The organism is Spirulina subsalsa PCC 9445 (genome assembly GCF_000314005.1).
Lineage (GTDB): Bacteria > Cyanobacteriota > Cyanobacteriia > Cyanobacteriales > Spirulinaceae > Spirulina_A > Spirulina_A subsalsa.
In genome coordinates this window covers 3,976,403-4,003,012 of record NZ_JH980292.1, presented here as the reverse complement: position 1 = coordinate 4,003,012, position 26,610 = coordinate 3,976,403, and the positions used below count along the sequence as shown (strand labels likewise).

Here is a 26,610-nt window from a genome sequence, read left to right as displayed (position 1 = left end):
GGCTGGGTGAGGATTGAAACAGTTTACAGGAGGTCTTAGGTGCAAGTGACAAGGTAGCACCCGGCCTCCGGGCTGGGTGAGGATTGAAACCTCCTATTTCCCCCTATGATAGCACCTCCCTCGCCGTAGCACCCGGCCTCCGGGCTGGGTGAGGATTGAAACATCCATGTATTTAGCCCAGTCAACGGCGTTTCCGTGTAGCACCCGGCCTCCGGGCTGGGTGAGGATTGAAACCCCGCATTGCCTTGACCGACCACCCATTAGTAGCAGGTAGCACCCGGCCTCCGGGCTGGGTGAGGATTGAAACTGAGGAGAGCCTGCTTAAAAGCAGGAATTCGGGGAGGTAGCACCCGGCCTCCGGGCTGGGTGAGGATTGAAACCCCTCTCCCCCGCCCCGGCCGTGTTGGTGGGTTGGTAGCACCCGGCCTCCGGGCTGGGTGAGGATTGAAACGCGTTGCCCACGACCGGGAAATTTGAAGTTAATCCAGTAGCACCCGGCCTCCGGGCTGGGTGAGGATTGAAACCCGCCAAGGAGGCAAGGGTTCTCATTGTCCAAACAGTAGCACCCGGCCTCCGGGCTGGGTGAGGATTGAAACTAAGCACTCAAGGAAAAGCTGGGGCAGGTAGGAGAGTAGCACCCGGCCTCCGGGCTGGGTGAGGATTGAAACTGGTGATAATCTCGACCAATTGCCCCTCTAGAGTAGCACCCGGCCTCCGGGCTGGGTGAGGATTGAAATAACCACACTAACCAACAAACAAACCATACAGATGATCTAAGTAGCGTCTGGTGTTATTCAGCAGACCCTAATTAAAGCCTTAAAACTCCTTTTTCTACTTGCATGGGCAAGACATTCAATAAATCAGTTTGGGCGCAATACTTGATATCATCAAGTAGGTTTAAACGTAACAACCGTTGACCGTGACTTGCTTGGCAGAATAACTCCACTAACTGATCTTGCCATTGACGGTATAGACTCACCGCCCCTAACACTTCATCATTGCCGACCATCGCGGGGTTTTGTTCATAAAAAGGAAGTGCGATCGCCCCAGCACAAACCGTATCCTCTAAAGAATAAGCCCCTTCCCAACCCGAACCCACTAACCAAACCGTCTCCGGTTGATGTTGACCCAAATAATCTACAACTGCCTGACGGTTCACCTGCGCCCCCGTCACGACAACCGAGGCATTTTCTACCCGTTGTAACGTCCGAGTGCCATTCGTGGTACTAATAAACAACCGTTTCCCTTCCACTTGTTCCGGCGTACACAACAGAGGAGAATTTCCCATATCGCAGCCTTCCACCTGTTGGCCGCCCCTTTCTCCCGCCCGAATACGCCGATCCGCCGCCCAAGCCTCACTCACGGTCATTAATTGGTTTAGATCACTAAACGCCTGTACCGCTTCAGCACCTGCACTTAAAGCCGTGGCAATAGTTGTTGTTGCCCGCAAGACATCAATCACAACCGCACAATCAGGATTGTGATCCGTGGGGGTTAATTCAGGAGTATGGTAAACGAAAAATTTCACGTCGCTTTTTTTATGAGAGTATGGTGTTTTGGCAGTAACCATCAATCATCTTACCATGATCCGTTAATATCTTTTTGGCCTGATGGTCAGTTGAACAAGGCTGTTAAGGTGACTTAGGTTTAAGTTGAGTTGACTACTCACTCATGGAAACTGAACATTTTATTTTTGTTCAATTTAGGGTGGTTCATCAGTTCGACTAAGTTTGATTAGTTTCCACTTCATTGACAACATTAACCACTTGTTTAATGGCTAGTGCCTGTTGATTTGCTGTCAAAGCAATTTGTTCATTATTTTCAACAATGTTCTCAATAGCTTTCAAGACTCCTGCAAAGGCTAAAGCTGTTTGTTCCACAACCGTTACATTCTCTACAACACTTTGAATCCCTTGTTCAGTCACGCTTGAAGTAGCTTGGACGGCATTTTGAATTTGCGAAACTAAAGTATTAATCGTTTCCGCATAAGTTTTACTCTGATCCGCAAGCTTACGAATCTCACTCGCCACCACCCCAAAACCTCGACCATATTCTCCTGCATTCACCGCCTCAATGGCAGCATTTAAGGCGAGCATATTTGTTTGACTGGCGAGGTCTTTCACTAAGCGAGAAATATCAGCAATTTGACTCGCTTTTTCTTGAGTATTTAAAATTTCTAAACCAATGGCACTTACATTGTGTTCCAATGCTGTCATCACTCCTTGACTCTGGGCTACAGTTAGGGATCCCTCCTGACAGAGCCTTAAGGCTTTTTGCGCTTGTTGATCAGCCCCTTCTGCCTGTTCAGCTGTAATCTTAGACGAAGCCGCTAACTCATTCATAGAGGTTGTAATTTCACTAAAAGTTTGCTGCAATTGAACAGCTAACTTTTCCTGTTGTTGAGCTTTAATCTCTAGTTGTTCTAAGGTCTGCTTTAAAGAGTCTTCCGCTTTACTCCGACGTAAATCAATGTTACTCATTGTGAGGGAGTTCCACCAAATCAAAGCCGTAAAGATAATAATGTTTAAAATGCCTAACATGGAAATTCCCATTTCTGGGCTATAAACTTCTTGCCGAAAGCCAATTAAAATTAACCAACATAAGATAGGAGGAAACAGAATAGCCGCAGGTAAGAGGCGTTGGGCGACAATACTTCCGGCATGATTTCCCGTTATTACAGTCATAACCCCACTGTGATGAGTGCCAAATAAAATGGCAATACAGAGTAATAGAAAAGCCACGGCTGTGTGAATAGCCATGGCGGTAAAGGATGAGTCAAACATATAAAATACGGCATTGCCGTAGAGATAGCCCAAAAAGCCCAACAAAGCAATTAAAGAAGCGATAATAGTTAAAATTTGGGCTGGAAAATAGTTAGGGCGAGGTATTGTTTTCAAAACTAAGGCTGACCCTAATAAAAGAAAGTTAAAAGCACTGTTAGGAGCCATGCGTCCGGGAGTCGCAGTTGCTACAGCATCGACGGATTCTTTAAAAAAAAGTTCATCAATGCCTAAGTTGACCTGAAAGCCATATTGTTTGAGAGTGAGCAAACCAATTAATAATACAAGCACAGCGCAGATTAAAGCATGAGGACTCCACTGGGAGGATTCTTGTTGTCGGTGCCAGAACAATAAGGAAGCGCCTGCTAAAATAAAACCAATGGCTGTATTGGCTTTCATTGTGACTAAACCGGGCAGAACACTTTTAAGTAGGGGAATCCCAAAGATCCAGCCAATAATGACGAAACTGCCAATGATAACAACTAGCAAACTGGCGACCCATGAGAGGGAGTTGAACCGAGATTGGCGCAGTACCGGAGGTTGCATCGTTGGGTGAAATTGCTGATAGTTATTCATCAAATATTTGAGTTAAGTCACGCTAGGCTGATAGTATTAATGTCTAGTTATTTTAACAAAAATGTTGCGGAATTCCCCTTCCTCGCTTGCAGGGAGGGGATGGATAGCAACCCAGCAATATACTGAGCGACAGCGAATCCATGCTAAGATAAATATATCTTGACCACTAACTCCCAAAGCGAAAACCAAGCTAAAAAGGGCTGTGTTGCAAGAGAAAATTTGGGTCTTAGGAACTAGGACTTCTGCCTGGGGAGGGAAGATAAGACTCGCTATATTTCGGTATAGAAAGCACTTCCCATTGAATCAGGAAGCTCCATCCTCGCGCCTAGGCAGGGTGGGGTAGTTCACATGTTGCATTAACTACCAAGATGCTGGTTCAGAAGAAAATTCAGCGCTTTTTCTGATGCCCTCGGTACGACAAGGAGCGGATTTGGTGGTAGAATCTCCCTTATCCCTTTGGACTATCCCCCCGTGGCACAGGTGTTAAATCGGCGGAAAAGACGGCAATCGTTGGGTTCTTCCGCTCTCCTGAAAATTGAACGTTCCCTATTACAGGCTTTTGCCTCTCGTCAGTCCCGTTTATGGGCGCTGTGGATGATGAGCGGTTTGGCTGTGGTGTTGCTGTTGGTGTGGAATTGGAAACTGACGCTGGCAACGGGAACCGGGGGCGGTGTGATGTGGTTGGTGTTTGTGGGTCAAGGGTGGGATTGGTCGAAGTATTGGTTACGGATGCAAGGGTTTTTAAAGAGCCCTCAGCGGCCTTTGGCCATTGCGGTGGGGAGTGGGGGCTTGGCGGCGGTGGGGACTTATCTCATTGCGTCAATTTGGGTCAATACGGAGAATCGTTGGTTGGCGACGGGTGCGATCGCCCAAGGTTTAGGAACACTCCTCACGCTGGGTTTATTGGGGTGGCAGATGACCCACCAAAAAACCCAAGGTCACGAAAGCCGTTATGAGCGATTATTACAGGAGTTAACCCAGCCTGATCCCCTGAAACGGTTAATCGGGGTGCGACAATTAACCCGACTCAGTGAACAGTTAGACAGCACCCAAAAGCGGCAACTGATGGAATATTTTCAACTGTTGTTATTGCGGGAAGACGATCCCACAGTACGTCAGGGGATTTTAGATGGACTGCAACAGTGGCATTTTTCCCCGGTGGATGCTCAACCCCTCTCTCCTCTAAAAATGCCGTTACAGTTTAAAGTGTCTCGTCCCCTGAGTGATTTAGCTCATCGTCGGGAAGCCCCGCACTGTACAAATGTCAGTGTCGGGATGAAAGACGGTTAATTGAGGGGTTCGATGCCCCGAAAATTAACCAACAATTATTTACTAGGGATTGACGATTTATCCCTAGATATTGTATAATAGGTTCAGGTCAATCAGCTACTATTCGTGTTAAACCTCAACTATTGCTACAGAATTTATCCAGATGCCAGTCAAGAAAAAGAATTACTTGACTGGCTAGAAATCTGTCGAGGGGTATATAATTATGCCTTGGCAGAACGAAAAGAGTGGATAAATTCTCGCAAGTGTCAGGTTAACGCTTGTAGCCTTCATTCTGAGTATATTATACCTGCGGATCAACTTTCCCGACTACTATAAACAGAAAAAAGCTTTAACTCAAGCCAAACAGCAATACCCAGAACTAAAACGGGTTCAGTCTCAGGTCTTGCAAGAGGTTATGGGGCGTTTAGACAAAGCGTTTAACTTTTTCTGGAAAAGAAGTTTTGGTTTTCCCCGGTTTAAGAAATACGGTCAGTTTCGGTCGATTAACTTTCCTCAATTCAAGGAAAACCCTGTAACTGGATATCAATTGAGACTCCCTAAGCTAGGCTCTGTGGTCATTAATCTACACAGACCTATCCCCGATGGATTTGTAGTTAAACAAGTTCAGATCGTTAAAAAAGCTTCGGGTTGGTATGCTGTCATTTATATTCAGTCGGATGTTAATATTCCTTCTCCAAAGCCTGAAGGAAAATCTCTAGGGATTGATTTGGGACTTGAGAAGTTTATAGCAACATCTCAGGGGGAATTAATAGCTAGACCTAAGTTTTTCTTGGAACTTCAAAGTCAGCTTAAATGGCTACAAAGAAGATTATCAAAGAAACAGAAAGGGTCAAAAAACTGGCATAAAGCCCGGGAAAAAGTAGCTAAACTTCATGAACATATTTATAACACTCGCAAGAACTTTCATTATCAAGTCGCTCATCATCTTTGTGACCAAGCTAATATCATTTTTGCCGAAGATTTGAACGTCAAAGCCATGTCTAGGGGGATGTTGTGTAAACATACCCTTGATGCTGGCTTTGGGGGTTTTCTAGAGGTCTTAAAGCACGTGGCTTGGAAACGAGATGTTTATTTCCAGAAAGTTGATGCTAATTTCACTAGCCAAATTTGTCCGAATTGTGGTGTAGTGACTGGTAAGAAAGACTTGTCTCAACGAGTGCATGAATGTTCTCATTGTGGGTTTGTAACGGATAGGGGCGTTGCGGCGGCGATGGTTGTTGAGCAACGTGGACTTGCAGCCCTTGGACTGGGGGTCAAGCTGCCTGGGTCGGAAGAGGTTATCGGGGATGTCCCTAAAAAGACATCTAGAGCCTCCCGTAGAAGCAGGAAAGCCTCATAGTGATATGGGGAAGCCCGCACCGTACCCCTAGGGTCGGTGTCGGGAGGATGTCACAAATCTCGGGGAGTGCAGAGTTCGAGCAACAACAAGAGAATGCGTGCTAATAGTCGTTCTGTCACCAGTTCACAAAGGACGGTTCACAGTGCCTTAGAAAAGGTGGTGCAGAAGCATCTAGACCATCAGTTCCGCAAACCGATTCCTGATTATCAACGGGAGATTTTTCAGCAGGCGATCGCACAAATTCCCCCCCAGACTCCCCTCATCCTTGACTCTGGGTGTGGTGTGGGAGAAAGTACCCGTCACCTCGCTCAGATGTTCCCCCAGTGTTTTATTTTAGGGGTCGATCAATCCTTACACCGTTTGAGCAAAAGTGACCCCCAAGGAGAGAATTATCGCCTGATTCGCGCCGATTTAGTGGATTTTTGGCGTTTAATGGCTCAGGCCTCCATTTCCCTCACCCGCCATTATATTTTGTATCCCAATCCCTACCCCAAACCTGTCCATTTTAAGCGGCGCTGGCACGGCCACCCGGTTTTTCCCACCCTGTTACAATTGGGGGGAATCTTGGAGTTGCGCAGTAACTGGCAGATTTATGTGGCCGAATTTGCCCAAGCGTTCCATCTGGCTACTGGGACTCCTGGACAATGGGCTGCGTTTACCCCCTCCTCACCCCTGACTCCTTTTGAGCGCAAGTATCATGAAAGTGGTCATCAACTTTGGCGTTTTCAGGGAGTAGTGAACCGGGGAGGTTGAATGCAATCAATCCTATTGGATAATGGGGAAACCTTAACCTATCGCCAATCTGGACAAGGGGGGCGGGTTTTATTATTGATTCATGGGAACTTGTCCTCCTCCCAGTATTGGGATGTGCTGATGGAACAATTGCCGGAGGATTATCAGGTTTTTGCCCCAGATTTGCGGGGTTTTGGCGATTCTTCCTACCATCACCCTATTGAGTCTATCCAAGATTTCGCCGAGGATCTACAGGGGTTTATCCGCCAACTGGGGCTAATACAACCCATGATCCTGGGGTGGTCTTTGGGGGGTGCGATCGCCTTACAATTAGCCTGTAATAGCCCGCAACTCCTCAGTCGCTTAGTCCTACTCGCTTCTGTCAATCCCCAAGGATTCCCCCTCCCCAAACGGGATCTCTATAGCCGACCTATTCCGGGAGAATTTTTCCAAACCAAAACCGAACTCGCACAAGATCCCTTGGTCATTACACCGATTTTAAAGGCTTTTGAAGCCCAAGATCAAAGCTTTTTTAAATCCATTTGGAATCAAGTCGTTTACACCCAAAATAAACCCGATGCTCAACACTATCGTCGTTATCTCCGAGCGACTTTAAAACAACGGAACTATTTAGATGTAATTTACGCCCTTAGTTGTTTTAATTTGTCTTTTAATTATAATGGTGTAGTGCCGGGAACAGGGGAAATAAAAAAGTTAAAATCGCCCACCTTGATTATACATGGAGATCGCGATTATGTCATCCCCAAAAGCAAGGCATTACAAGGGGTGCAAATGTTAGAGAATCAGCCTAAATTAGTTATCTTGAAAAATACCGGACATTCTCCATTAGTGGATAATTTAGCGAGCGTGTTAAATGAAATCAAAGCCTTTTAGGATAACTAGCTCTCTTCTGTCACTATCGGATAATTCCACGAAGTTACGCCATCACAGACCATGAGTTTTTGTTGTTTGACCCCAGTTTGACAAAAGAGATATAATACCAAATTAAATAGACTTGAGGGCAAAAGCCTGAATTTCCCCTATTCCCAGATCCGGTGTTCCCCATTTCCCAAACCTTCCTCTACTGCACACAACCCAAGTTAAATTGGTATAACTATGACTAACATTTTATTTCACCTTGCCATTCCCATTAATAATATTGAACAGGCCAAAGCCTTTTATGTGGAAGGTTTAGGCTGTCAAGTCGGGAGAGAATCGGCTCAGGCGATGATTTTAAACTTCTATGGTCATCAAGTGGTTGCCCATATGACTAAAGACCCTTTAACGCGACAAAAGGGCATTTATCCCCGGCATTTTGGCTTAATTTTTACCCAAGAACAGGATTGGGAAAAGTTATTAAATCAAGTTCAAGAGAAACAACTCCCATTTTATCAAGAACCGAAACGGCGTTTTCCGGGAGAGTTAACCGAACATCGCACGTTTTTTTTAGAGGATCCCTTCTATAATTACCTCGAATTTAAGTATTATTGCCATTATGAGGCTATTTTTGGCGGTCGGGAATTGGCGGCTGTGGGCGATCGCTAAATAGGGCTTGCTGAATAAGTCCGAGAGTTGGGGAATCGGGAGTCGGGAGTCGGGAGTCGGGAGTCGGGAATAGGCAATCGTGCCAGTTTTAGATGATCTGTTTCCTGTTAAGAGTTCCCTGTTCCCTTGTTGAGCCTAGCATAGGCGTGTTATTCAGCAGACCCTAAATGGATCACGGTTTATGGATCACGGCTTCATGATATCTTGTAAGCGGAATTGGGCGATTTTGAGGATTTGTGCGATCGCCTCTTTCCGTTCCTCCTCCAGCGAACACCCCAGACGCAAGCGCAACTGTTCCCGAATTTCCCCCGCACTTTTCCCCTTAACCGCCATCACAAACGGGAAACCAAACCGTTGTTTATAGGCCTCATTGAGACGATGAAACTCCTCAAACTCCGTCGGAGTGAGTTGATCCAGTCCGGCTGATTTTTGTTCCAGCGTCGAGAGTTGCCCAATTTTCGCTTTAGTGCCTAAATCAGGATGAGCGCGAATCAGTGCTAGTTGTGCCTCAACACTCAGACTCGCCACCACTTGGTTCATTTTGGCGTAAAGGTCGGCAACATTGAGAAAAGGGCGTTCTTGACCCACCTGCTCCATTAATTCGGGTGTATTTTCAAAAATATGCCCCACTGTAGCCATAAACGCCTCATGATCCATTGAGTTAAGTTCAGCTATTGAAATCAACTTAATTCCTCCTGATTAGAGTTTAGAAAGAGTCGGGAATCGGGAGTCGGGAGATTGCCTCTCCCCTGCTCCCCTGCTCCCCCTCCCCTACTGCCTACAATCAAACCTTTTCCCCGCGTAATCCTTTAAATCGCACAGTTTCCGTCAAGCGGATATAGAGATGCTTAAAGGTAGAACGCACGACACGAGGCAGACCAAAATCAATCGGAACAAGGTTTTGGGGGAACTTCCAATCCTGCACCAGCAGATCCCCCGGTTGTAGGAGAGGAAACTCAATCTCCGAGAGATCCGGACAAACCCCTAACCGTTGGGAGGCCGCCACCGTAGGGATCTGTTGAGGATCCGCCTGTAATAACGCCACCCAAGCGCGGTCAAGGGCAAAAACATCATCGGATGCCCCTAAAATGCCCAGAAAGCGCGGATCTCCGCCACTGGGGCCGTTTCCTTCATGGCCGATAATCCCATCCATAATCGTTAACTGGGGTTGGATTGCCCGGGCAGTTTCGACGAGCATTTCCCCAAAGCGGTTGGCATCCTTCCCCGCTTCCATGTGCCACCACGCTTTCATTTTCCCCGGCACACAACCGAAAAGATTTTTCACCCCCAAGGTCAACGTGAGTTGAACATGGGATTTTACTTTAGGCAAATTAATCACTACATCGGCCTCTAAGGCTTCTTTGGACAGACGCAAATGGGAGAAACTTTCATTCTCAATGGTGCAGCGTTGGCCGTGAAATTCCACAATAGGAATATTGAGTTGTTCCAAATAGGGTAAATAGCCATTATTCGCCGCCACACCCTTAGCACTGCCAAAAGCGGGACTATCACCCAAAAAGGGTTTTCCCCCCGCTTCTTGGACTAATTGCGCCACACAGAACACGATTTCGGGGCGGGTGATACATTCCCGTTGGGGTTGACTGCCTGTGAGGAGATTGGGTTTGAGGAGGACGCGATCGCCCTTTTTCACAAAAGCCCCCATCCCTCCCCAAGGCGCTAGCAATTCCTCCAGAGACTGACGAAGAACAGCGAGATCGTAAGATTTCCCTTGAATTAAACTAACAGTAGACATCGAACTGATATTTGCCTGTAAAATTTCTCTTAAGCTATCACGGTTTTTCGAGAAGCGGAGGAGAACCGTCCGTATAACTACTTACTTCGCTTACCAAATTCTAAAATTTGGTTCCCCTCTCGACAGACCTCGTTAAAATAACAAATAAGTCAACTAGAGGTGCAGAAGGCTGGATGAACTTTGATTTTGAACGGGATCACCAACGCTGCTTAGATAAGCTAATCTGGGCAACTCGCCAGCTTAACATCAACACGACGGAACGGGACCTTTCCAAGATCGCCGAGTTGATTGTTCAGGCCATGACTGGACGCTGGCGTTCTTTCCATACCCCAGATCATATATTTGAGGTGGGGGGGTCAGACAACCCAATTGAGGTGCTGGCGGCTTTGTTCCATGATCTGGTGTATGTGCAGGTGGATCAAAGTGTTCATTTTAACCTCACGTTTTACATCACGCCTTTTGTGCGAGAGTTTCGAGAAAATTTGTATATTCGCGATCGCGAAGACCTAGGCAACGACTCCATGTTTGACATGGTGATGGAGGTTTTTGGGTTTACTCCCAGTCAACAGTTATCCCCCTTTGGCGGACAAAATGAGTTTTTGAGCGCTTTAGTGGCGGTTAAAGTTCTCGAACCCTTCATCCCCCCTGCCCTGATTTTACAAATCATCGCCTGCATTGAGGCCACGATTCCCTTCCGTCCCCATAAAGATGGAGTGAGTCCAGCCCAACGCCTTTATGAACGACTCGTGACAGTGAATGAGTCGTTTCAATTAGGGCTATCTTCAGAGGAATTAGTGGAGGCCGTCCGTCAGGCGGTACGCATGGCCAACCGAGATGTGGGGAGTTTTGCCAATCCTAACCCGAAAATTTTCCTTGATGGCACTTGGGATCTCTTACCGGAAACTAATCATAATCTGCGGTTTACTAACTCTTACACGGTGAATCAATATCGGGTAGCTTTGCAAAAAATGGAAGGGTTTATGAACTTCCTCAAACCAGATTTAGTATTCCAAGACTATGCAGGAGAACCCAACGAGGAAACCTATCAAAGTTTACTCACGAGAGCCGGGAAAAACTTAGAAACGGCTCGTTTATATTTAGGGAGTAAATTGTTCACCATTGCCCTATTGGAGGCCTTATCCCAACGCTTTGGGCGCAATATTCCCCTTTCTACCATCATGGGTGAGTTAAACCCGGAAGGGTTAAACATCGGAAAATTAGAAGACTTTTTGCCCGATATTACCAATAATTATCCCCCAAAAAATAGTTTAGAAGAAGATGTTTTTGAACTATTGGAAAAAGGGCGTTATAGTTCATCGTCCTATGATTTAAAAAACTCGCCTTTAACTACCTTAATGGTGAAAATTATGGGGTTTGAGCGGATTCAACAGTTACATGATCACGCTAAGGAGTTTTTTGAGGGTAAGCTAGATGGGGAGTCCTTCTTAGCTGTTTGTGATCCGATGGTGGTCGAAATTATTACCAATAGCTTGATCAAGCTGTTTGATAATCGCAAAGCGGCCTTAATGCGGGCGAGTTAAGGGGATAGGGGATAGGGAAGAGGCAAAAGGCAAAAGTTTCGGCTATTACCTATCACCCATTACCCATTACCCAACCTTGACAAGTTAAGACCCCAAGTTAGAAGTCAAGGGAACAGGGAACAGGGGGGAGGGAAAATCCGGTTGTGTCCAAAATTGAAGACCGTATAAATAGTGTCGTCCAATTTATTGGACGCTATATATGGGACTTGACAAAATGCACACAAGCTTAACTTGTCAAGATTACCTATTACCCATCACCCATCACCCATCACCTATTACCTATTACCCCACCCCCGAAACTGATTACTGATTACTGTTTACCTATTCATGAGGGACAGTCTGAAAACTAGCAATGTCGTTTATTCACTGTATTAACCCAGATTGTCCTGCCCCTTATCCTCAACCTCAACATCACAAATTTTGTCAGCGTTGCGGCACATCTTTATGTTTACAAAACCGTTATATCCCCTTAGAACGTTTGGGAGCGGGCGGATTTGCGGCAATTTATACCGTTTGGGATCTCGAACAACAAGAGGAAAAAGTCTTAAAGGTCTTAACAGTTATTTCGGACAAAGCTCTACAGTTATTTGCTCAAGAAGCCTTAGTTTTACGCACTCTACGACATCCGGGGGTTCCTTTAGTAGAAACCCACAACAGTTTTTTTGAAATCCGCACCCCGAAGCGGGGGATTTACTGCTTGGTGATGGAAAAAATCACCGGGAAAAATTTAGAGGAGTTTCTCCAAGAATATTATCCCGGAGGTTGTCCTGAAACCTTGGTTTATCACTGGTTAGGACAAGCGCTGTCTATTTTGGAAGAACTCCACAAACGCCACATTGTTCACCGGGATATTAAACCGTCTAACTTAATGTTACAAACGGCCGGGAGTGGGATTGGTGGGGGAATTCCTTTGGTGTTAATTGACTTTGGGGGGGCTAAACAAATCGACTCCTCCCCGAGTTCCACTCGTTTATTTTCCTCGGGGTATAGTCCCCCAGAACAGGTGATTGGGGGTGGGGTGGAACCGACGGCGGATATTTATGCTTTGGGACGGACGATGATCCATTTATTAACGGGGAAATATCCGACGGATATGGAGGATATTAATACAGGGGAGTTGAATTGGCGACCTTTTACCCAAGTTTCCCCGGCTTTTGCTGATTTATTGGATGATATGGTGCGGTTAGACCCCAAATTACGCCCGCAAAATGTGCGACGGGTGAAAAAACGCTGGGGGAAATTGTCCCAGGTGAAACAACAAGCCCGGAGTGAGGCGATCGCCCGTTGGTTTGAATCAGCCCAGAATAACCTAGTGTGGGGCTTACAATGGGGACAGGATACCCTTAGCCAGATGGGTCATTGGAGTTGGGAGTTTTTACAATATCTGGGGCGGGCAAGTTTAAACACTTTAACGGAAATGGTGTCTGGGGGGATTGGGGCGGTTTTTGGCTCTGCTGTGGGCTTTATGATTCTCCAGTTTCCCAGTTGGCGGGATTGGCTGCTGTATCAGATTAACGACGAATTCTTAGGCCGTTTGCAGGGATTAGAGTTAGAAGTTGAGGCCGGGATTTTGGTTTGTGCGATCGCCGGATTAGGGACAGGATGGGGATTAGCCAAGGCCGGCCGCTTCGGACAACGGGGATATGCTTTGTTTTGTGCGATCGCCGGATTTGTAGGCTATGCCCTCGCTTGGATTCTCTATCAGTCCCTTATGATTTCTGACCTCTACCGTTTCCTGAGCTTAATCGGTGTTTCCGTCACCATCCTTACCCTCAGCCTCGGTTTACCCAGTCACCACTGGTTACATTTAAGCGTCATTCTTTTAGCCACTGGGGGCATTTTTGGCAGTCTAACCCATCTCAATCAAATTGAATTCTTTATCAAAATTCTCCAATTCTCAGACCTCATTCAAACCGTCGCCTTTTTTGCTTTAATCGGAATGTCTATTGGTTTAGCATTAGGTCTAAGTCACTACATTTTTTTGCCCCTCCTCTATTGGTTTAAACGAGAACCGATTAATCGTTAATTAGGGCTAGGGAACAGAGAATCGGGAGTCGGGAGTCGGGAATCGGGAGTCGGGAATCGGGAATCGGGAATCGGGAGTCGGGAGTCGGGAATCGGGAATCGGGAATCGGGAGTCGGGAGTCGGGAGTCGGGAGTCGGGAGTCGGGAGTCGGGAGTCGGGAATCGGGAAATTGCCTCTCCCCTGCTCCCCTGCTCCCCTGTAGTCAAGATCCAAGTCGATCAAGTAGCATAGGGTCTGGAGAACTTTGATCCCCCCTTCCCTCACGACACCGATTCCTCGCCCTGTCAATGACTGATGTAGCACCCTTAATTGAACTCAAACAGGTCAGTAAAGCCTTTGGTCAGGCCTTGATCTTAGATGCCGTAGACCTTTCCATCTATCATGGGGAAGCCCTCGTGATTATTGGCCCATCGGGTACAGGCAAATCAACCATTTTACGGATCATTGCCGGATTGTTAGCCCCCGACGCTGGAGAAGTCTATATCAAAGGGCAACGTCGGGAAGGGTTAGCCGAAGACGGCAACGATCCCATTACCATTAGTATGGTCTTCCAACAGGCCGCCCTGTTTGATTCGCTGACCGTTGAGGAAAATGTGGGGTTCAGTTTGTTGCAACATTCTAATTTAAGCCGCCAGACCATCCGCCATCTGGTGGAAGAAAAACTGAAAACCGTGGGATTAGAAGGTATTGCCGATCGTTATCCAGCCCAATTATCCGGGGGGATGCGCAAACGGGTTAGTTTTGCCCGGGCGATTATGTCTAATCCAGCCGATCCCACCACAAATCCGGAAATTATCCTTTATGATGAACCCACGGCAGGCTTAGATCCCATTGCCTCAACCGTGATTGAAGATTTGGTGCGTCAACTTCAGTGTGTGGATGAACAATGTGGGAGTTACGTCATGGTGACACACCAAGAAAGTACCATTCGCCGCACTGCTGATCGGGTGGTGTTTTTGTATGGTGGAAAGGTGCAGTGGCAAGGACGAGTGGAAGACATCGACCAGACCGATAATCCCCTGGTTCGCCAATTTTTTAGCGCCAGTACCCAAGGCCCCATCCGTGTTATCAACTAATTAGGCTGTGCAGGAGGTTTTATGAGATTCATCCGAAACATCGCACCCACCCGACTGATGCGGGAAGGGGCTTTGGGATTGTTTATCCTAATGGGTTTAATTGCCTTTGGGGGGTTTTCCCTATGGTTGCGTCGTCTCACCATTGGTCAAGATAGCTACCGGGTGAATGTGCGTTTTGATAATTCCAATGGCATGAATATTGGGGGGGCGGTGCGTTATCGGGGGGTGAAAGTGGGCAGTATTACTAGGATTGTGCCAACGACTAACGGGATTGCGGTCACGCTGGAAATTACGCCCACGGATTTACGCATTCCCAAGGATGTGTTAATTGAAGCCAATCAATCGGGCTTAATTAGTGAAACCATTATTGATATTTCCCCTCGATCCGTTTTGGTTAATGCGGAGGAGTTGGAAAAACCCTTAAGTCGTCGTTGCAATGCGGCGCTGATTATTTGTCATGATGACGAGATGGAAGGGGTGATTGGGGTTAGTTTGGATGATGCCATGCGCAGTATGATACAAATTGGCGATAGTTTGACCAATCCTGAACTTTTGGGCAATGTGACGGAGTTAACAGCGAATGCCAGTAAAGCGGCGGAAGAGGTGGCTAAGTTGGGGACTGAGTTAACGTTGCTGTCTCGGGCGGTGCGGGGGGAAATCCGGGGGTTTTCCGGGGCTGCCCAGAGTGTGGCTAATGTGGCTGAGTCTACGACGGAACAGGTGAACCGGACGATGCGGGAGTATCAATTAACGGCGGTTCAACTCAATCGTTTAGTGGATAGTCTCAATGGGGCGGTGGTGGAAAATCGGGCGAGTGTCTCGCAAACGTTGAGTAGTATTAGCCGAACGAGCGATCGCCTCAGTGAGTTGGCCGGAACATTGAATAGCACAGTGGCCACGGTTCAAGGGCGTTTCGATAATGTGCAGATTGAAGAACTGGTGCAAAATTTGGAGCAGTTAACGGCGAATTCGGCGGAAGCTTCGGCTAATTTGCGGGATATGACCCAGGCGTTTAATGATCCGGCGAATATCCTTGCACTGCAACGCACCTTAGATTCAGCCCGGGCTACTTTTGAAAATGCTCAAAAAATTACCTCTGATTTGGACGAGTTAACGGGTAATCCTGAGTTTCGTCAGAATTTGTTACGGTTGGTTAATGGCTTGAGTGGTTTGGTGTCTTCGACGGAACAGTTAGAGCAACAAATCCGTACTGCCCAAGAATTAGAACCTGTTCAGCAGGCTTTAGAGCAAGCCCAATTGATGACCGCTCCAGAATCGCCCTCTGCCCAGTCTTCTAGCCCCTCAGAACCTACCTTAGTCGCCCCTCGCCTCTCCCGCCCCACTCCCTCAGCCGAGCCTTCTCCTGACGCTCCTAGACCCCTCCCAGCTGGTCCGGTGATTCAAGGACGACGGGTTAACCCCTAGGAAGGGCTGGCTGAACAACTCCGAGAGTCGGGGAGAGGGGGAGCAGGGGAGCAGGGGAGCAGCAATCTCCCGATTCCCGACTCCCGACTCCCGACTCCCGACTCCCGACTCCCGACTCCCGACTCCCGACTCCCGACTCCCGACTCCCGATTCCCGACTCCCGACTCCCGACTCCCGATTCCCTATTCCCCATTCCCGACTCCCTATTCCCCATTCCCCCGTTCCCCGTTCCCTGTTCCCTGTTCCCTAACCCCAGATCGCTGTGAAGTCCATCACCAAGTTGGGAAGGATGGGATCGCCGGAGAGGGTGTCAGGACGCTCCCACAATTCCATGGGTTGTCCGGGACGGTAACAGTAGACTCGCCCCGCATCAGGATCAATTAACCAGCCCAATTGTGCGCCATTGTCCCGATATTCTTCTAGTTTGGCTTGAAGCGTCGATAACTCATCACTAGGGGATTTGAGTTCTAGGACAAAATCGGGACAGAGGGGGGCAAATTGGCGCTGTTGCTCTGGGGAGAGGCGTTCCCAGCGCGATCGCTCAATCCAAGCCGCATCAGGAGAGCGGATCGCCCCGTTGGGCAGGGTGAAACCGGCGGAGGAGTCGAAAGCCACACCGAGCCTCGTTTGTTGGTTCCACTGCCAGAGTTGACCCAGCAGATCCGCATTACGGGCTCCAGTTGCACTTCCGGCAGGGGACATAGCAATCAATTCTCCTTGGACAGTCCGTTCTAGGCGCAGGTCGGGGTTTTGCTGACAAAGTTGGGCAAAGACTTGATCCGTCAGTTGAACGGTGGGTCCTAGGTTTAGGGCAATCAAGGGAGTCTCCTTAAGGGAAATCTTAGTGTTCTTTGTGTCTTTGTGGTTCATCCAGTTGAGCCATAGAGGGGGCAGGGAGGGAGAGAATTTTCCTCTGTTCTCTCTCGCCTAATCCCCGAGTGTCTGATCAAAGGGCAGGTCTTGTTCTGGAGGCGTTAACTGTAATAAAACCCGCTCAACGGCCGCTTGTAAATCAGCCCGCTCTGGACTAATGGCTAGTGCCTCCCGATAGGCAACTAGGGCGGCCTCGTAGCGTCTGAGGGCGGCGAGGGCTTCCCCTTTGGCAAACCAGGCGAGGGTTGAGCGGGGATTGAGCGCTAGGGCTTGATCGGCGGCGCGAATGGCTCCACTATAATCTCTCAGGTGCCAGAGGATAACGCTCCGATTTGCCCAAGCCACATCACTCTGGGGGTCAATGCTCAAGGCTTGGTCATAGGCAATCAAGGCCTCATTGTAGCGTTGCAGGGAGAGGAAAACGCGGCCGCGATTGATCCAAGCTTGGACATAACGGGGATTGAGGGCTATGGCGCGGTCGTAGGAGGCGAGACTCTCGTTGTAGCGTCCGAGGTACCAGTAGGGAACGCCGCGATTGTTCCACGCTTCGGCAAAGTCGGGCTGGAATCCGACAGCGCGGTTGGCTGTGGCGATCGCATCTTCATAACGTCCCAGTTGTGTCAACGTGATGGTCAGTTGATCCCAAGCTTCGGCTACCCCCAATTTATCCCAACTGCCATCCCCCGCCAAGGCCTGTTCACAAGCTGTAAGGGCGGCTTCATAGCGTTGTAATTTATTGAGGGCGGTACATTGTTTAACGAGGGCTAGGGTGTAGTCCGGTTTAATATTAACGGCCTGGGTAAAGGAGAGGAGGGCTTCGGGGTAGTTTTTTTGCTGGGCCAATAACATTCCCTGTTGCGCCCAGAGCATGGGATTACGGGGACTTTGTTTAAGGGCTTGGTCTAGGGATGCGATCGCCTGTACATCCCCTTGGAGTTGGTCAAAGGCAAGGGCGCGATTCCCCCAAGCTAAACTTTCGTTGAGGGTTCCCCAGTTTTGATTCTGGGCAAGGGCAGCATCACAAGAAGTCAGGGCTTCTAGGGGGCGTTGGAGTTGGGAAAGGGCTTCACACTGACGGGCGAGGGCGAGGGAATATTCCGGCTCAATGACCAGCGCCCGTTCATAGGACACCACAGCATCCTCATGGCGGCCTAAGCGGGTGAGACTTTCACCCCGGAAAAACCAAGCCTCGGCGGGGTTAGTATTGCGCCAGTGGGCATCGGCTAACAGGGCGGCCTCACAAGCGTCTAGGGCTTCCTCCTCCCGGTTTAACCCGGAAAACCCTAGACAGCGCCAGGTCTGGGCTTCGGAATAGTTCCCCCGAAACCGAATCGCATTTTCTGCCGAGGCCACCCCTTCAGCGTAACGGTTGAGACGGAGTAAAACATAACTCCGGTCCGACCAGATATCTGGGTCTTTGGGTTCAATTAAAATGGCTTCATCACAGGCTTCTAGGGCTTCGGTAAAGGCTTCTGCTTTGCTCTGGAGGCGGCAGAGGTTCGCCCAGTAGTCAAAATCTTCTAATTCCCGAAAAGGCTGTTGTAGGCGAATCCTAGCGGGTAATGCTAGAACGGCTTCTGAAACGGCACCCCAGAGGATGACGGTTACTATGAACTGGGTTAAGAGCGATCTCTTCGAGACGCTACGTGAACGCATTTTTTTCACCAACTCCTCCACTACAAACCATTTGCCGTTAATCTATCCCATTGTCTAATGCTTACACCCGAAAAATGGCCTTAGAATACCTTCAACTTACACACCCACCCACATTAAACCCTAAAACTTTCCTATGATGCTCCGTTTTCTTCCCCTTCTCACGTTATGCAGTTTCCTCTGTGGGGTCTATCCTGCTTTTGGCTACAATCGCAATGATTTAACTAAACTCAACGAAACCCGGGATTGTCGAGGGTGTAATCTAGAGGGGGTGGAATTGCGCGATCGCTATCTCCAAAGCGCCGACCTCCGCGACGTAAACCTCCGCAACGCCGACCTCCGACACGCCGACCTGCGCAACGCCATCCTCCGCAACGCCAACCTCGAAAACACCGACCTCCGACACGCCGACCTCCGAGGCGCCGACCTACGCAACGCCAACCTCGACCGCGTAGACCTCCGAGGCGTAAAACTCGACCGCCACACCCTCATCGCCCCCAAATGGTTAGAAGTCTGGGAAGTCGTCAACCGCCCCATCCCCGACCCCTCCGCCCCCCCACCCCAACCCCTCAACCTCTCCGGTCGAGACTTCCGCAACGCCAACCTCCGAGGCGCTGACCTCACCAACGCCGAATTAACCTCCGTCAACCTCGCCGGCGCTGACCTACAAGGCGCACGTCTCACCAACAGCAGCCTCCGTCTCGCCCGACTCTCTCAAGCCAACCTCGCCCTCGCCGACATCCAAAACACCGACCTCACCCGCACCAGTCTCCAACAGTCCAGTTTCTTCGCCAGCGATGTCCGCAACGCCAACCTCAGCCGCGCCAACCTCACCAGCGCCGACCTCACCAACAGTTTATTTACAGGGGCAACCCTCGACAGTGTAAGATTTAGCCCCAACACAGAACTCCGTCGAGCCAACTTTAACGAAACCACCATTCTGGACAGCAACCTAAACACCGATGATTTAATTGTCACCCCCTTCCGAGAAAGTCGAGTCAATAATCCCGCCCTACCTAGTGTTTCTTTAGAAGGCGTAAACCTGAGTGAATCAGACTTAAGTGAGCGGCAATTTATTAACGCAAATTTGCGCCATGCCAACCTACGACGGAGCAATTTAACCAATGCCTATCTAGAAAATACAGACCTAACCGGGGCTGATTTACAATCCGCCGATTTAAGAGGGGCTGTTTTACGCAATGTGATATTAGACGGGGCAAACCTACGCGGTGCTAACCTTACAGAAACGGGCTTTATTAACGTTAGTTTTTGCGGCACTACTTTACCCGATGGTAGCATAGAACGCTGTAGAATGCAACAGTAAAAAGCGAGAAATATTGGCATAAATTATCAGAAAATATAGGTATTATTTCCTGATTTAGGGATTACCCAGTATTGGCAATCAGAGCGACCAAGTTAAGAGCCAGAATTTTAAAAACCATTATTAAAAAAGAGGATTTAAACAATGCCAGATTGTCCCGTATGTCAAACCCAATATACCGAAGGACAAAACCATTGCCATGTTTGTGGGTGGTACTTACAAGATTCCGTTCCCACCACTCCCAGCCTAGTTTTGTTTAACCAGAAAATACCCGAACCGTATCAATCTCAAGTCAAAGCTTGGGCTAGATATGTCTGGAAAGAGCAGCAGAAATATTTATCAGAACTTTCTAAATTAAAATCCCAAATTAAAACGATTAAACACGAACGGGAACAGACTAAATATCAACTGGAAAAACTAACAGACGCTTACCATGATATTCAAAGTTTAGCCCCCAGTTTAGACAATCTCCCAGAACTTCCCAGCAGTCCTGAATCCTCCTTAGAACAAGTTCCTCCCCTACTGGAAGGAGAAGCCCCTGTTTTGGGACAAGAGGAGTTAATTCAGTTATTTTATGAGTGGACAAAGACCCAAAACGAGCAGGAATTCATTAAAGAACAATTAGGACAAGCGAGACAAGATTATCAGACCATTCATGAGCAGTTAAAGCATTTTAGCTCGATTGAGCAAGAGTTAAATGCTTTATCGGATGAACGAGTAAAAATTCAAGTCAAGCTGAAGCAAATCGAGGATAAATTGCAGTCAGAAAAACAGGAACGTTTGGTTTTAACGGATTTAATTCAACAAAAGGAGCAGGAGATTCACTCCCTGCGAGGACTTGTGGAGCAATATCAAGCACAAATTCCCGAAGTGCCTTTATTTCTCAGTCACCTTGAGTCTGTAGTCGATACTCTCCAACAGCAGATGACGAGTCAACGGGATAACTTCCGAGAGGAATTGAATCCCCTTGTGGCACAAATTGGGGAAGTGACTACCTCTCAGCAACAACTTGCTACGACAGTCGATACTCTTCAACAAGAGATGACGAGTCAACGGGATAACTTCCGAGAGGAATTAAATCCTGTTGTGGCACAAATACAAGATGTGACTACCTCTCAGCAACAACTTGCTACGACAGTCGATACTCTTCAACAAGAGATGACGAGTCAACGGGATAACTTCCGAGAGGAATTAAATCCTGTTGTGGCACAAATACAAGATGTGACTACCTCTCAGCAACAACTTGCTACGACAGTCGATACTCTTCAACAAGAGATGACGAGTCAACGGGATAACTTCCGAGAGGAATTAAATCCTGTTGTGGCACAAATACAAGATGTGACTACCTCTCAGCAACAACTTGCTAAGACAGTCGATACTCTCCAACAGGAGATGACGAGTCAACGGGATAACTTCCGAGAGGAATTAAATCCTGTTGTGGCACAAATCGGGGAAGTTACTACCTCTCAGCAACAACTTAGCTAAGACAGTCGATACTCTCCAACAGGAGATGACGAGTCAACGGGATAACTTCCGAGAGGAATTAAATCCTGTTGTGGCACAAATCGGGGAAGTTACTACCTCTCAGCAACAACTTGCTAAGACAGTCGATACTCTTCAACAAGAGATGACGAGTCAACGGGATAACTTCCGAGAGGAATTGAATCCTGTTGTGGCACAAATCGGGGAAGTTACTACCTCTCAGCAACAACTTGCTAAGACAGTCGATACTCTCCAACAGGAGATGACGAGTCAACGGGATAACTTCCGAGAGGAATTAAATCCTGTTGTGGCACAAATCGGGGAAGTTACTACCTCTCAGCAACAACTTGCTAAGACAGTCGATACTCTCCAACAGGAGATGACGAGTCAACGGGATAACTTCCGAGAGGAATTGAATCCCCTTGTGGCACAAATACAAGATGTGACTATCTCTCAGCAACAACTTGCTACGACAGTCGATACTCTTCAACAAGAGATGACGAGTCAACGGGATAACTTCCGAGAGGAATTTAAGTCCCCTTGTCGCACGAATGGAAGATGTAACTACCTCTCAGCAACAACTTGCTACGACAGTCGATACCTCTTCCAACAGGAGATGACGAGTCAACGGGATAACTTCCGGGAGGAATTTAATCCCCTTGTCGCACAAATGGAAGATGTAACTACCTCTCAGCAACAACTTGCTACGACAGTCGATACTCTTCAACAGGAGATGACGAGTCAACGGGATAACTTCCGGGAGGAATTTAATCCCCTTGTCGCACAAATGGAAGATGTAACTACCTCTCAGCAACAACTTGCTACGACAGTCGATACTCTCCAACAGGAGATGACGAGTCAACGGCAGGAACAGCTAAAATGGGAAAATCAACAAGCACAACTAATAGATTATGTCAAGAAAATAGAGCAAAATTTAACCCAAAGCTATGATGAGTTTAACCTGAGAATTGTTGAGCAAAATAGTCAATTTGAGCGCCAGATTCAACCGCTTTTGAACTTGGAAGATAAATTCAATCAAATTCAATCAGATATTATTCACTTGCAATCAATGGAGCAAATCGTGGTTCGCAGTACAACCCCGTCTAAACCAAAATCCTCGGCGGTTTATACTCGATATTGGAGTCAGTCTTAACCGCTCGTAAAAATCTGGACACAGTTACCCAAAGGTAGACAATGTTAGACAGCTACGTTGGTAATTTTAGTCCAAAGGTCTAAAACTACAGGATTGAACCTCCCATCGCTGAAAGCGAGGGATTCCCATATAGACTCTTATCTAGACCGAAGTCCCCGACAGAACGCCATGACTGGGCTGTTTGACCACGGGCGCACCGACCGCAGTTAATCCACGCTGTTTTACTATTATTGAAGCAGCAACATCCCGATCCACGGTGTAGCCACATTCAGAGCAAGAGTGAACCCTTTGAGAGAGTTCTTTCTGACCTGTATGGGTTCCACATTCAGGACAAAGTTGAGAGGTATAGTCTGGATTGACCTTGGCAAAATATGTATCCGTTTGAGAGGCAACATATTGCAAGATAGTAAAGAATTGACCTAAACCCATATCTAGAGACTGCTTACAGAATAGTCCCCTACTCCAAGCTGTGAAGTTAATATCTTCAACAAACAAGATAAATGGCTGTCTAGAGTTAAATTAAAATCGAACAGATTTTAAACCTTTTGCAGGACAAAAAATTGATAGCCATACCAGTTTTTATACTGGTGATACATCTCAATTTCTTGGGCTTCTTGGGCTATAATTTGCAGTGCTTCCTCATCTTGTGCATAGACTTGGCTTAAGTCTGCCAATCTTGCTTCTAGAGGGTGATAATAATTCCACCATGCTACTTCGGGCAAAACAAAAGAGGCCAACACCTGATATCCCCACTGGGGAATTTCTGCTAACAATTCATCCCCTGCCTTCATTCCCGGATAGTTTACCCCCCAAAATTGGGCAACTTCTGCGGGAGGATTAGCACGCAACCAAACTAATTCACTCACGACTAAATACCCTTGAGGTTTCAAGAAAGAACGCCAATTTTTTAACCCCTGTTCAAATCCCATAATATAAACCGCCCCTTCAGACCAAATTAAATCAAAAGACTGAGGGGGAAAAGATAGGCTGTCCATGCTTTGGTTAACACAGTGAATGCGCTGTTTATAACCTTGTGTTTTGGCCTTTGAGCGTAACTCTACTAAAAACGGTTCGTGGTTGTCTACTGCGGTAATATAGCCATCTGTAGATTGAGCTAATGTGAGGGTCTGGGAACCTGGGCCACAACCAATATCTAGAATGGTAGGATGTTCTAAGGTTGGTAACAGTTCTAAAGCTTGTCGGGTATAGTCTTCCCCTCCCGGACTTTCTCGGGTGAGATTGGTGTGAATTTCAAAGAAAATATTCATGGTTTAATTTTTTGCGGTTTAATGATTGATGAGGACTAATCATTTTCTTATAACCTATTTATTCGTTCTTGGGACAAGATTTCAGAGGCTTTGTTAACCCCTTTAGGAGAAGATTAGATGAAATTAGAGATGGTTTTGAATGAACTTTCTCTGGAAAGTCGGGCGGGGGATACTGCTATGGCTCAACAGGAGTTCAGACGGAATCAATGACCAGTAGGTTATCTGGGGAGGATTGTCCTGATAACTGACTGAGGTCATGTTCTTCTCCTAGGTAAATGTTGCGGATATCGTAGGGTAAGTTATTCTCTAGGGCGTGATAACCTTGCTCTAGGAATTCTTGGACTTGGGCGGGTGAGAACATATCCCCTTCGGCTTGTAAGTAGGCGGCGATGCGGGTAGGGCTCCAGTGGAAGGTTTGCGCCATGACGACAATTAGACGGATGACGGGGGGAAGGGCATCAAGGGCTTGTTCTAAGTAACACCAGAGGGGAGGGGAGGCCTCCTGAAGTTTGTAGTTAATGGACTCAACGGGGGGTAGATTGGCCTGATTAATACAAATGGCGGTCATGTTGATTAACCAATTCTGGAAGGAGTTGGTTTCGTTTTCTTCGATGCCTCGCATTTCCAGGCCGCGCATTTCATAGAAAATATGTCGCCAGGTGAGGGCAAAGAGGTAATCTCCTTGTACGGGCGATCGCGCAGAATGGGCGATGAGGGTGTAGACAATAGGACTATAACGGCAGAAAATGGCGACGAAATACTTGCCCTGTTCTGGATAACGTTGAAACAGTGCCAATAGTTCGCGATCGCTATGATGGAATAGCGATTTTACTAGGGGGTGATTGCATTCAGAAAAACGTTGAGTTTGCACAATCGGTTGTCGCTCGCTTACGTCCTGCGGTCATCATTATTTTAATCACCATAGTACGGGAGGTTCGATCATTGTTCAATGTTTTTGTTTACGGAACTTTAAAACCGGGGGAAATCAATTATTTCCGGTACTGTGCCGGAAAAACTTGTCAAGAACGCTTGGCCTATGCTTGGGGGAAATTATATGCGCTCTGCCTAGGGTATCCGGGGATGGCCGAAGGAACAGAGCGCATTCAGGGGGTGATCTTAACGTTTGAGGATGAAGGGGTTTTAGAACAGTTGGATCAGTTAGAGAGTTATTCGCCTAGCCGCCCTGCCCACGAGAACGAATACCAACGGCGGGAAATCATCGTTTATGATGGGTCAGGCAAGCCTCTAGACAAGGCTTGGACTTACATTATGTCGGATCAGAACATTCGACGCTTTAAGGGGGTGTGGTTGCCGTCTGGCTGTTGGTCTAGCTATGACTCCCAGCGGGGGGAATTCTAGACTAACCCTTAGTAAGGATAGCTGGGGCTGGCGACGGTGGGTTTGTGCAGTTCTACTAGAGGACGATCAAGGGGAATCATGAGGGCTTGAGAATCTACGGGAATTTCAACTAAGGGTTGATTGAGGGCAATCATTAACTCTTCGCTTTGACCGGGGTAGTTGAGGCTATTCCAAGCCATACGGGGGGCAAAAGCACCTTCACCAGGTAATAGGGTAGAGACGGCTCCAACGACGAGGGCGGCGATCGCACTTCCTCCCCACACAAAAGCCCGATGGCGTTCCCGTTGTCGCACTTTGGCGATTACTTGATTGGCCACGGTTTCCGCACTTTGAGCGGGTGCAGGAGTGGGCAGGGATTGGATACCGTTGCGGAGTTTGAGTAAACGGCGATACAAACGTTGGCATTCAGGATCTGTATCCAGCCATTGCTGAACTTGTTTCCGTTCGGCGGGATTAGCTTCTCCGTCGAGGTAAGCACTAATTAATTCAAAGCGATCGCGTTGACGAGTATCCATATCCTTGTAGGAATGTGTGTGAGAATGGTTTGAGAAGACCTTGCGGCTAGACAGGTCTTGATGAGAATTTTGATCCCTGTTCTTGTTAGAAGTCATGGTTTGATCACCCACCTCTTAATTCAGGTTGCTCCCTGATTGTGCCGAATAAAAGAAAACGAAAGGCTATTGTCTTGGAATTCTTGAATGTTGGAATAATTGAACCTTTTCCCCACACAGAAAATGCTCATTCCCCCTTAGTCCACATCCAAATAGGGTTGTAATTCAGACTGTAAGCGCGTTCTGGCGCGAGCAATCCGAGATTTAACGGTACCGAGAGAAACCCCCGTAATTTCCGCGATTTCTTCATAGGCTAGGCCTTGGATTTCGCGCAGGACGATGGTGGTTCGGAAGGCTTCGGGTAGGTCTGCGATCGCCGTTTGTAACTGTTCGTAAAACTCGCGAGTCGCTAGACTATCATCAGGACTCGGTGCATCGGAAGGAAGTTCCCAGGACATTTCTCCGTCATCCATTGCTCGGGGAGCATCCAGAGAAAGGGGACTTGCGACGCGCTTCCGTTTGCGTAATTCATCATAAAACAGGTTTGTGGCGATGCGACTCAACCAACTTTTAAATTTAACCGGCTCTTTGAGACGATTAATATTCCGATAGACTCGAATCCAAACCTCTTGAGCTAAGTCGGCGCGATCCTGCCAATCTGGTGCTAGATGATACAGGATTTTTTCCACATGGGACTGATACCGACGGAGAAGTTCGGCAAACGCTGCCCGATCGGGTTTAACGCCCTCTTGACAACGTAAAATCAAATCGTAGTTAGGGAGTTTGTCGAGAGACACCGAAGATTGAGGAACTTTCGCCTCAATGGTTGACCAAGTTGCAGGAACTGACTGACTCATGGGTTTCTCA

Annotated in this window: 24 protein-coding genes, 1 pseudogene and 1 CRISPR repeat array (1 of these 26 running past the window's edge); of the genes and pseudogenes, 13 read left to right on the top strand and 12 right to left on the bottom strand. The window is 47.7% G+C overall.

Annotated features, from left to right (window positions below; translation table 11 throughout):
- A CRISPR array of direct repeats spans positions 1-737; the repeat unit is 37 nt; unit sequence GTAGCACCCGGCCTCCGGGCTGGGTGAGGATTGAAAC; it reaches 3,820 nt to the left of the window's first position.
- A gap of 71 nt (positions 738-808) precedes the next feature.
- Both SPI9445_RS0118250 and SPI9445_RS0118245 read right to left on the bottom strand, forming a co-directional pair.
- Entirely contained in the window at positions 809-1,528 is a 720-nt protein-coding gene (locus tag SPI9445_RS0118250; protein WP_017306215.1) for a 2-phosphosulfolactate phosphatase family protein, read from the bottom strand.
- Positions 1,529-1,724: 196 nt separating this feature from the next.
- Positions 1,725-3,356, bottom strand: a complete 1,632-nt coding sequence (locus tag SPI9445_RS0118245) for a methyl-accepting chemotaxis protein (RefSeq protein WP_017306214.1) — start codon at positions 3,354-3,356, stop codon at positions 1,725-1,727.
- Between the two features lie 456 nt (positions 3,357-3,812).
- On the opposite strand from SPI9445_RS0118245, the gene SPI9445_RS26075 reads away from it, so the two are divergent.
- The 5 genes and pseudogenes from SPI9445_RS26075 (at position 3,813) to SPI9445_RS0118220 (ending at position 8,262) form a co-directional block, all read left to right on the top strand.
- Complete coding sequence (locus SPI9445_RS26075; RefSeq protein WP_017306213.1) at positions 3,813-4,646, top strand: hypothetical protein; 834 nt, start codon at positions 3,813-3,815, stop codon at positions 4,644-4,646.
- 105 nt (positions 4,647-4,751) lie between these two features.
- Positions 4,752-5,985: pseudogene (locus tag SPI9445_RS27075) on the top strand (RNA-guided endonuclease InsQ/TnpB family protein).
- A 93-nt stretch (positions 5,986-6,078) separates the two neighbouring features.
- Entirely contained in the window at positions 6,079-6,738 is a 660-nt protein-coding gene (gene trmB, locus SPI9445_RS0118230) for a tRNA (guanine(46)-N(7))-methyltransferase TrmB (RefSeq protein ID WP_017306211.1), read from the top strand.
- Entirely contained in the window at positions 6,739-7,611 is an 873-nt protein-coding gene (gene phaZ, locus SPI9445_RS0118225; protein ID WP_017306210.1) for an intracellular short-chain-length polyhydroxyalkanoate depolymerase, read from the top strand.
- 222 nt (positions 7,612-7,833) lie between these two features.
- Entirely contained in the window at positions 7,834-8,262 is a 429-nt protein-coding gene (locus SPI9445_RS0118220) for a VOC family protein (RefSeq protein ID WP_017306209.1), read from the top strand.
- Positions 8,263-8,448: 186 nt separating this feature from the next.
- On the opposite strand, the gene uraD is transcribed toward SPI9445_RS0118220, so the two are convergent.
- Together uraD and SPI9445_RS0118210 are read right to left on the bottom strand one after the other, a co-directional pair.
- Entirely contained in the window at positions 8,449-8,946 is a 498-nt protein-coding gene (gene uraD / locus SPI9445_RS0118215; protein WP_164674551.1) for a 2-oxo-4-hydroxy-4-carboxy-5-ureidoimidazoline decarboxylase, read from the bottom strand.
- Between the two features lie 100 nt (positions 8,947-9,046).
- Positions 9,047-10,015 (bottom strand): Npun_F2552 family protein, encoded by a 969-nt coding sequence (locus SPI9445_RS0118210; RefSeq protein ID WP_017306207.1) that lies wholly within the window; start codon positions 10,013-10,015, stop codon positions 9,047-9,049.
- A gap of 173 nt (positions 10,016-10,188) precedes the next feature.
- On the opposite strand from SPI9445_RS0118210, the gene SPI9445_RS0118205 reads away from it, so the two are divergent.
- From SPI9445_RS0118205 to SPI9445_RS26065, 4 genes are all read left to right on the top strand, one after another.
- Positions 10,189-11,556, top strand: coding sequence for a hypothetical protein (locus SPI9445_RS0118205; RefSeq protein WP_017306206.1), 1,368 nt, complete (start codon positions 10,189-10,191; stop codon positions 11,554-11,556).
- 352 nt (positions 11,557-11,908) lie between these two features.
- Positions 11,909-13,582, top strand: a complete 1,674-nt coding sequence (locus tag SPI9445_RS0118200; protein WP_017306205.1) for a serine/threonine protein kinase — start codon at positions 11,909-11,911, stop codon at positions 13,580-13,582.
- Between the two features lie 287 nt (positions 13,583-13,869).
- Entirely contained in the window at positions 13,870-14,658 is a 789-nt protein-coding gene (locus SPI9445_RS0118195; protein ID WP_017306204.1) for an ABC transporter ATP-binding protein, read from the top strand.
- A 21-nt stretch (positions 14,659-14,679) separates the two neighbouring features.
- Positions 14,680-16,083, top strand: a complete 1,404-nt coding sequence (locus SPI9445_RS26065; protein WP_071525309.1) for an MlaD family protein — start codon at positions 14,680-14,682, stop codon at positions 16,081-16,083.
- Here SPI9445_RS26065 and SPI9445_RS27785 read toward each other — a convergent pair.
- From SPI9445_RS27785 to SPI9445_RS26055, 3 genes are all read right to left on the bottom strand, one after another.
- Entirely contained in the window at positions 16,073-16,276 is a 204-nt protein-coding gene (locus SPI9445_RS27785) for a hypothetical protein (protein ID WP_017306202.1), read from the bottom strand. The two genes, SPI9445_RS26065 and SPI9445_RS27785, sit on opposite strands and share 11 nt — an antisense overlap.
- 53 nt (positions 16,277-16,329) lie before the next feature.
- Entirely contained in the window at positions 16,330-16,902 is a 573-nt protein-coding gene (locus SPI9445_RS0118180) for a Uma2 family endonuclease (RefSeq protein WP_017306201.1), read from the bottom strand.
- 108 nt (positions 16,903-17,010) lie between these two features.
- Positions 17,011-18,612 (bottom strand): tetratricopeptide repeat protein, encoded by a 1,602-nt coding sequence (locus SPI9445_RS26055; RefSeq protein WP_164674550.1) that lies wholly within the window; start codon positions 18,610-18,612, stop codon positions 17,011-17,013.
- Positions 18,613-18,745: 133 nt separating this feature from the next.
- Between SPI9445_RS26055 and SPI9445_RS0118170 the strand changes: the two genes are divergently transcribed.
- The 3 genes from SPI9445_RS0118170 to SPI9445_RS0118160 all read left to right on the top strand — a co-directional run bounded on the left by SPI9445_RS0118170 (position 18,746) and on the right by SPI9445_RS0118160 (position 22,565).
- Positions 18,746-19,933 carry a pentapeptide repeat-containing protein gene (locus SPI9445_RS0118170; protein WP_083883559.1) on the top strand — a complete coding sequence of 396 codons (1,188 nt, stop codon included), beginning with the start codon at positions 18,746-18,748 and terminating at the stop codon, positions 19,931-19,933.
- Between the two features lie 141 nt (positions 19,934-20,074).
- Positions 20,075-21,415, top strand: a complete 1,341-nt coding sequence (locus SPI9445_RS0118165) for a coiled-coil domain-containing protein (RefSeq protein WP_017306198.1) — start codon at positions 20,075-20,077, stop codon at positions 21,413-21,415.
- A gap of 25 nt (positions 21,416-21,440) precedes the next feature.
- Complete coding sequence (locus SPI9445_RS0118160; protein ID WP_017306197.1) at positions 21,441-22,565, top strand: hypothetical protein; 1,125 nt, start codon at positions 21,441-21,443, stop codon at positions 22,563-22,565.
- Positions 22,566-22,706: 141 nt separating this feature from the next.
- Here SPI9445_RS0118160 and SPI9445_RS28815 read toward each other — a convergent pair whose 3' ends face one another.
- The 3 genes from SPI9445_RS28815 to SPI9445_RS26050 all read right to left on the bottom strand — a co-directional run bounded on the left by SPI9445_RS28815 (position 22,707) and on the right by SPI9445_RS26050 (position 24,704).
- Complete coding sequence (locus SPI9445_RS28815; RefSeq protein ID WP_237747982.1) at positions 22,707-23,060, bottom strand: transposase; 354 nt, start codon at positions 23,058-23,060, stop codon at positions 22,707-22,709.
- A gap of 41 nt (positions 23,061-23,101) precedes the next feature.
- Positions 23,102-23,833 carry a class I SAM-dependent methyltransferase gene (locus tag SPI9445_RS0118155; RefSeq protein WP_017306196.1) on the bottom strand — a complete coding sequence of 244 codons (732 nt, stop codon included), beginning with the start codon at positions 23,831-23,833 and terminating at the stop codon, positions 23,102-23,104.
- Positions 23,834-24,026: 193 nt separating this feature from the next.
- The gene (locus tag SPI9445_RS26050; protein ID WP_033374015.1) at positions 24,027-24,704 is read right to left on the bottom strand and encodes a hypothetical protein; all 678 of its coding nucleotides are present in this window, start codon (positions 24,702-24,704) and stop codon (positions 24,027-24,029) included.
- Between SPI9445_RS26050 and SPI9445_RS0118140 the strand changes: the two genes are divergently transcribed.
- Positions 24,623-25,192 (top strand): gamma-glutamylcyclotransferase family protein, encoded by a 570-nt coding sequence (locus SPI9445_RS0118140; protein WP_017306193.1) that lies wholly within the window; start codon positions 24,623-24,625, stop codon positions 25,190-25,192. The genes SPI9445_RS26050 and SPI9445_RS0118140 overlap by 82 nt on opposite strands.
- Positions 25,193-25,200: 8 nt before the next feature.
- Here the strand turns inward: SPI9445_RS0118140 and SPI9445_RS0118135 are convergent, their stop codons facing one another.
- Together SPI9445_RS0118135 and SPI9445_RS0118130 are read right to left on the bottom strand one after the other, a co-directional pair.
- Positions 25,201-25,707 carry an anti-sigma factor family protein gene (locus tag SPI9445_RS0118135; protein ID WP_017306192.1) on the bottom strand — a complete coding sequence of 169 codons (507 nt, stop codon included), beginning with the start codon at positions 25,705-25,707 and terminating at the stop codon, positions 25,201-25,203.
- A gap of 233 nt (positions 25,708-25,940) precedes the next feature.
- A complete protein-coding gene (locus SPI9445_RS0118130; protein ID WP_026079915.1) occupies positions 25,941-26,600 on the bottom strand; it encodes a sigma-70 family RNA polymerase sigma factor in 660 nt (219 codons plus the stop codon).
- Positions 26,601-26,610 lie beyond the last annotated feature (10 nt).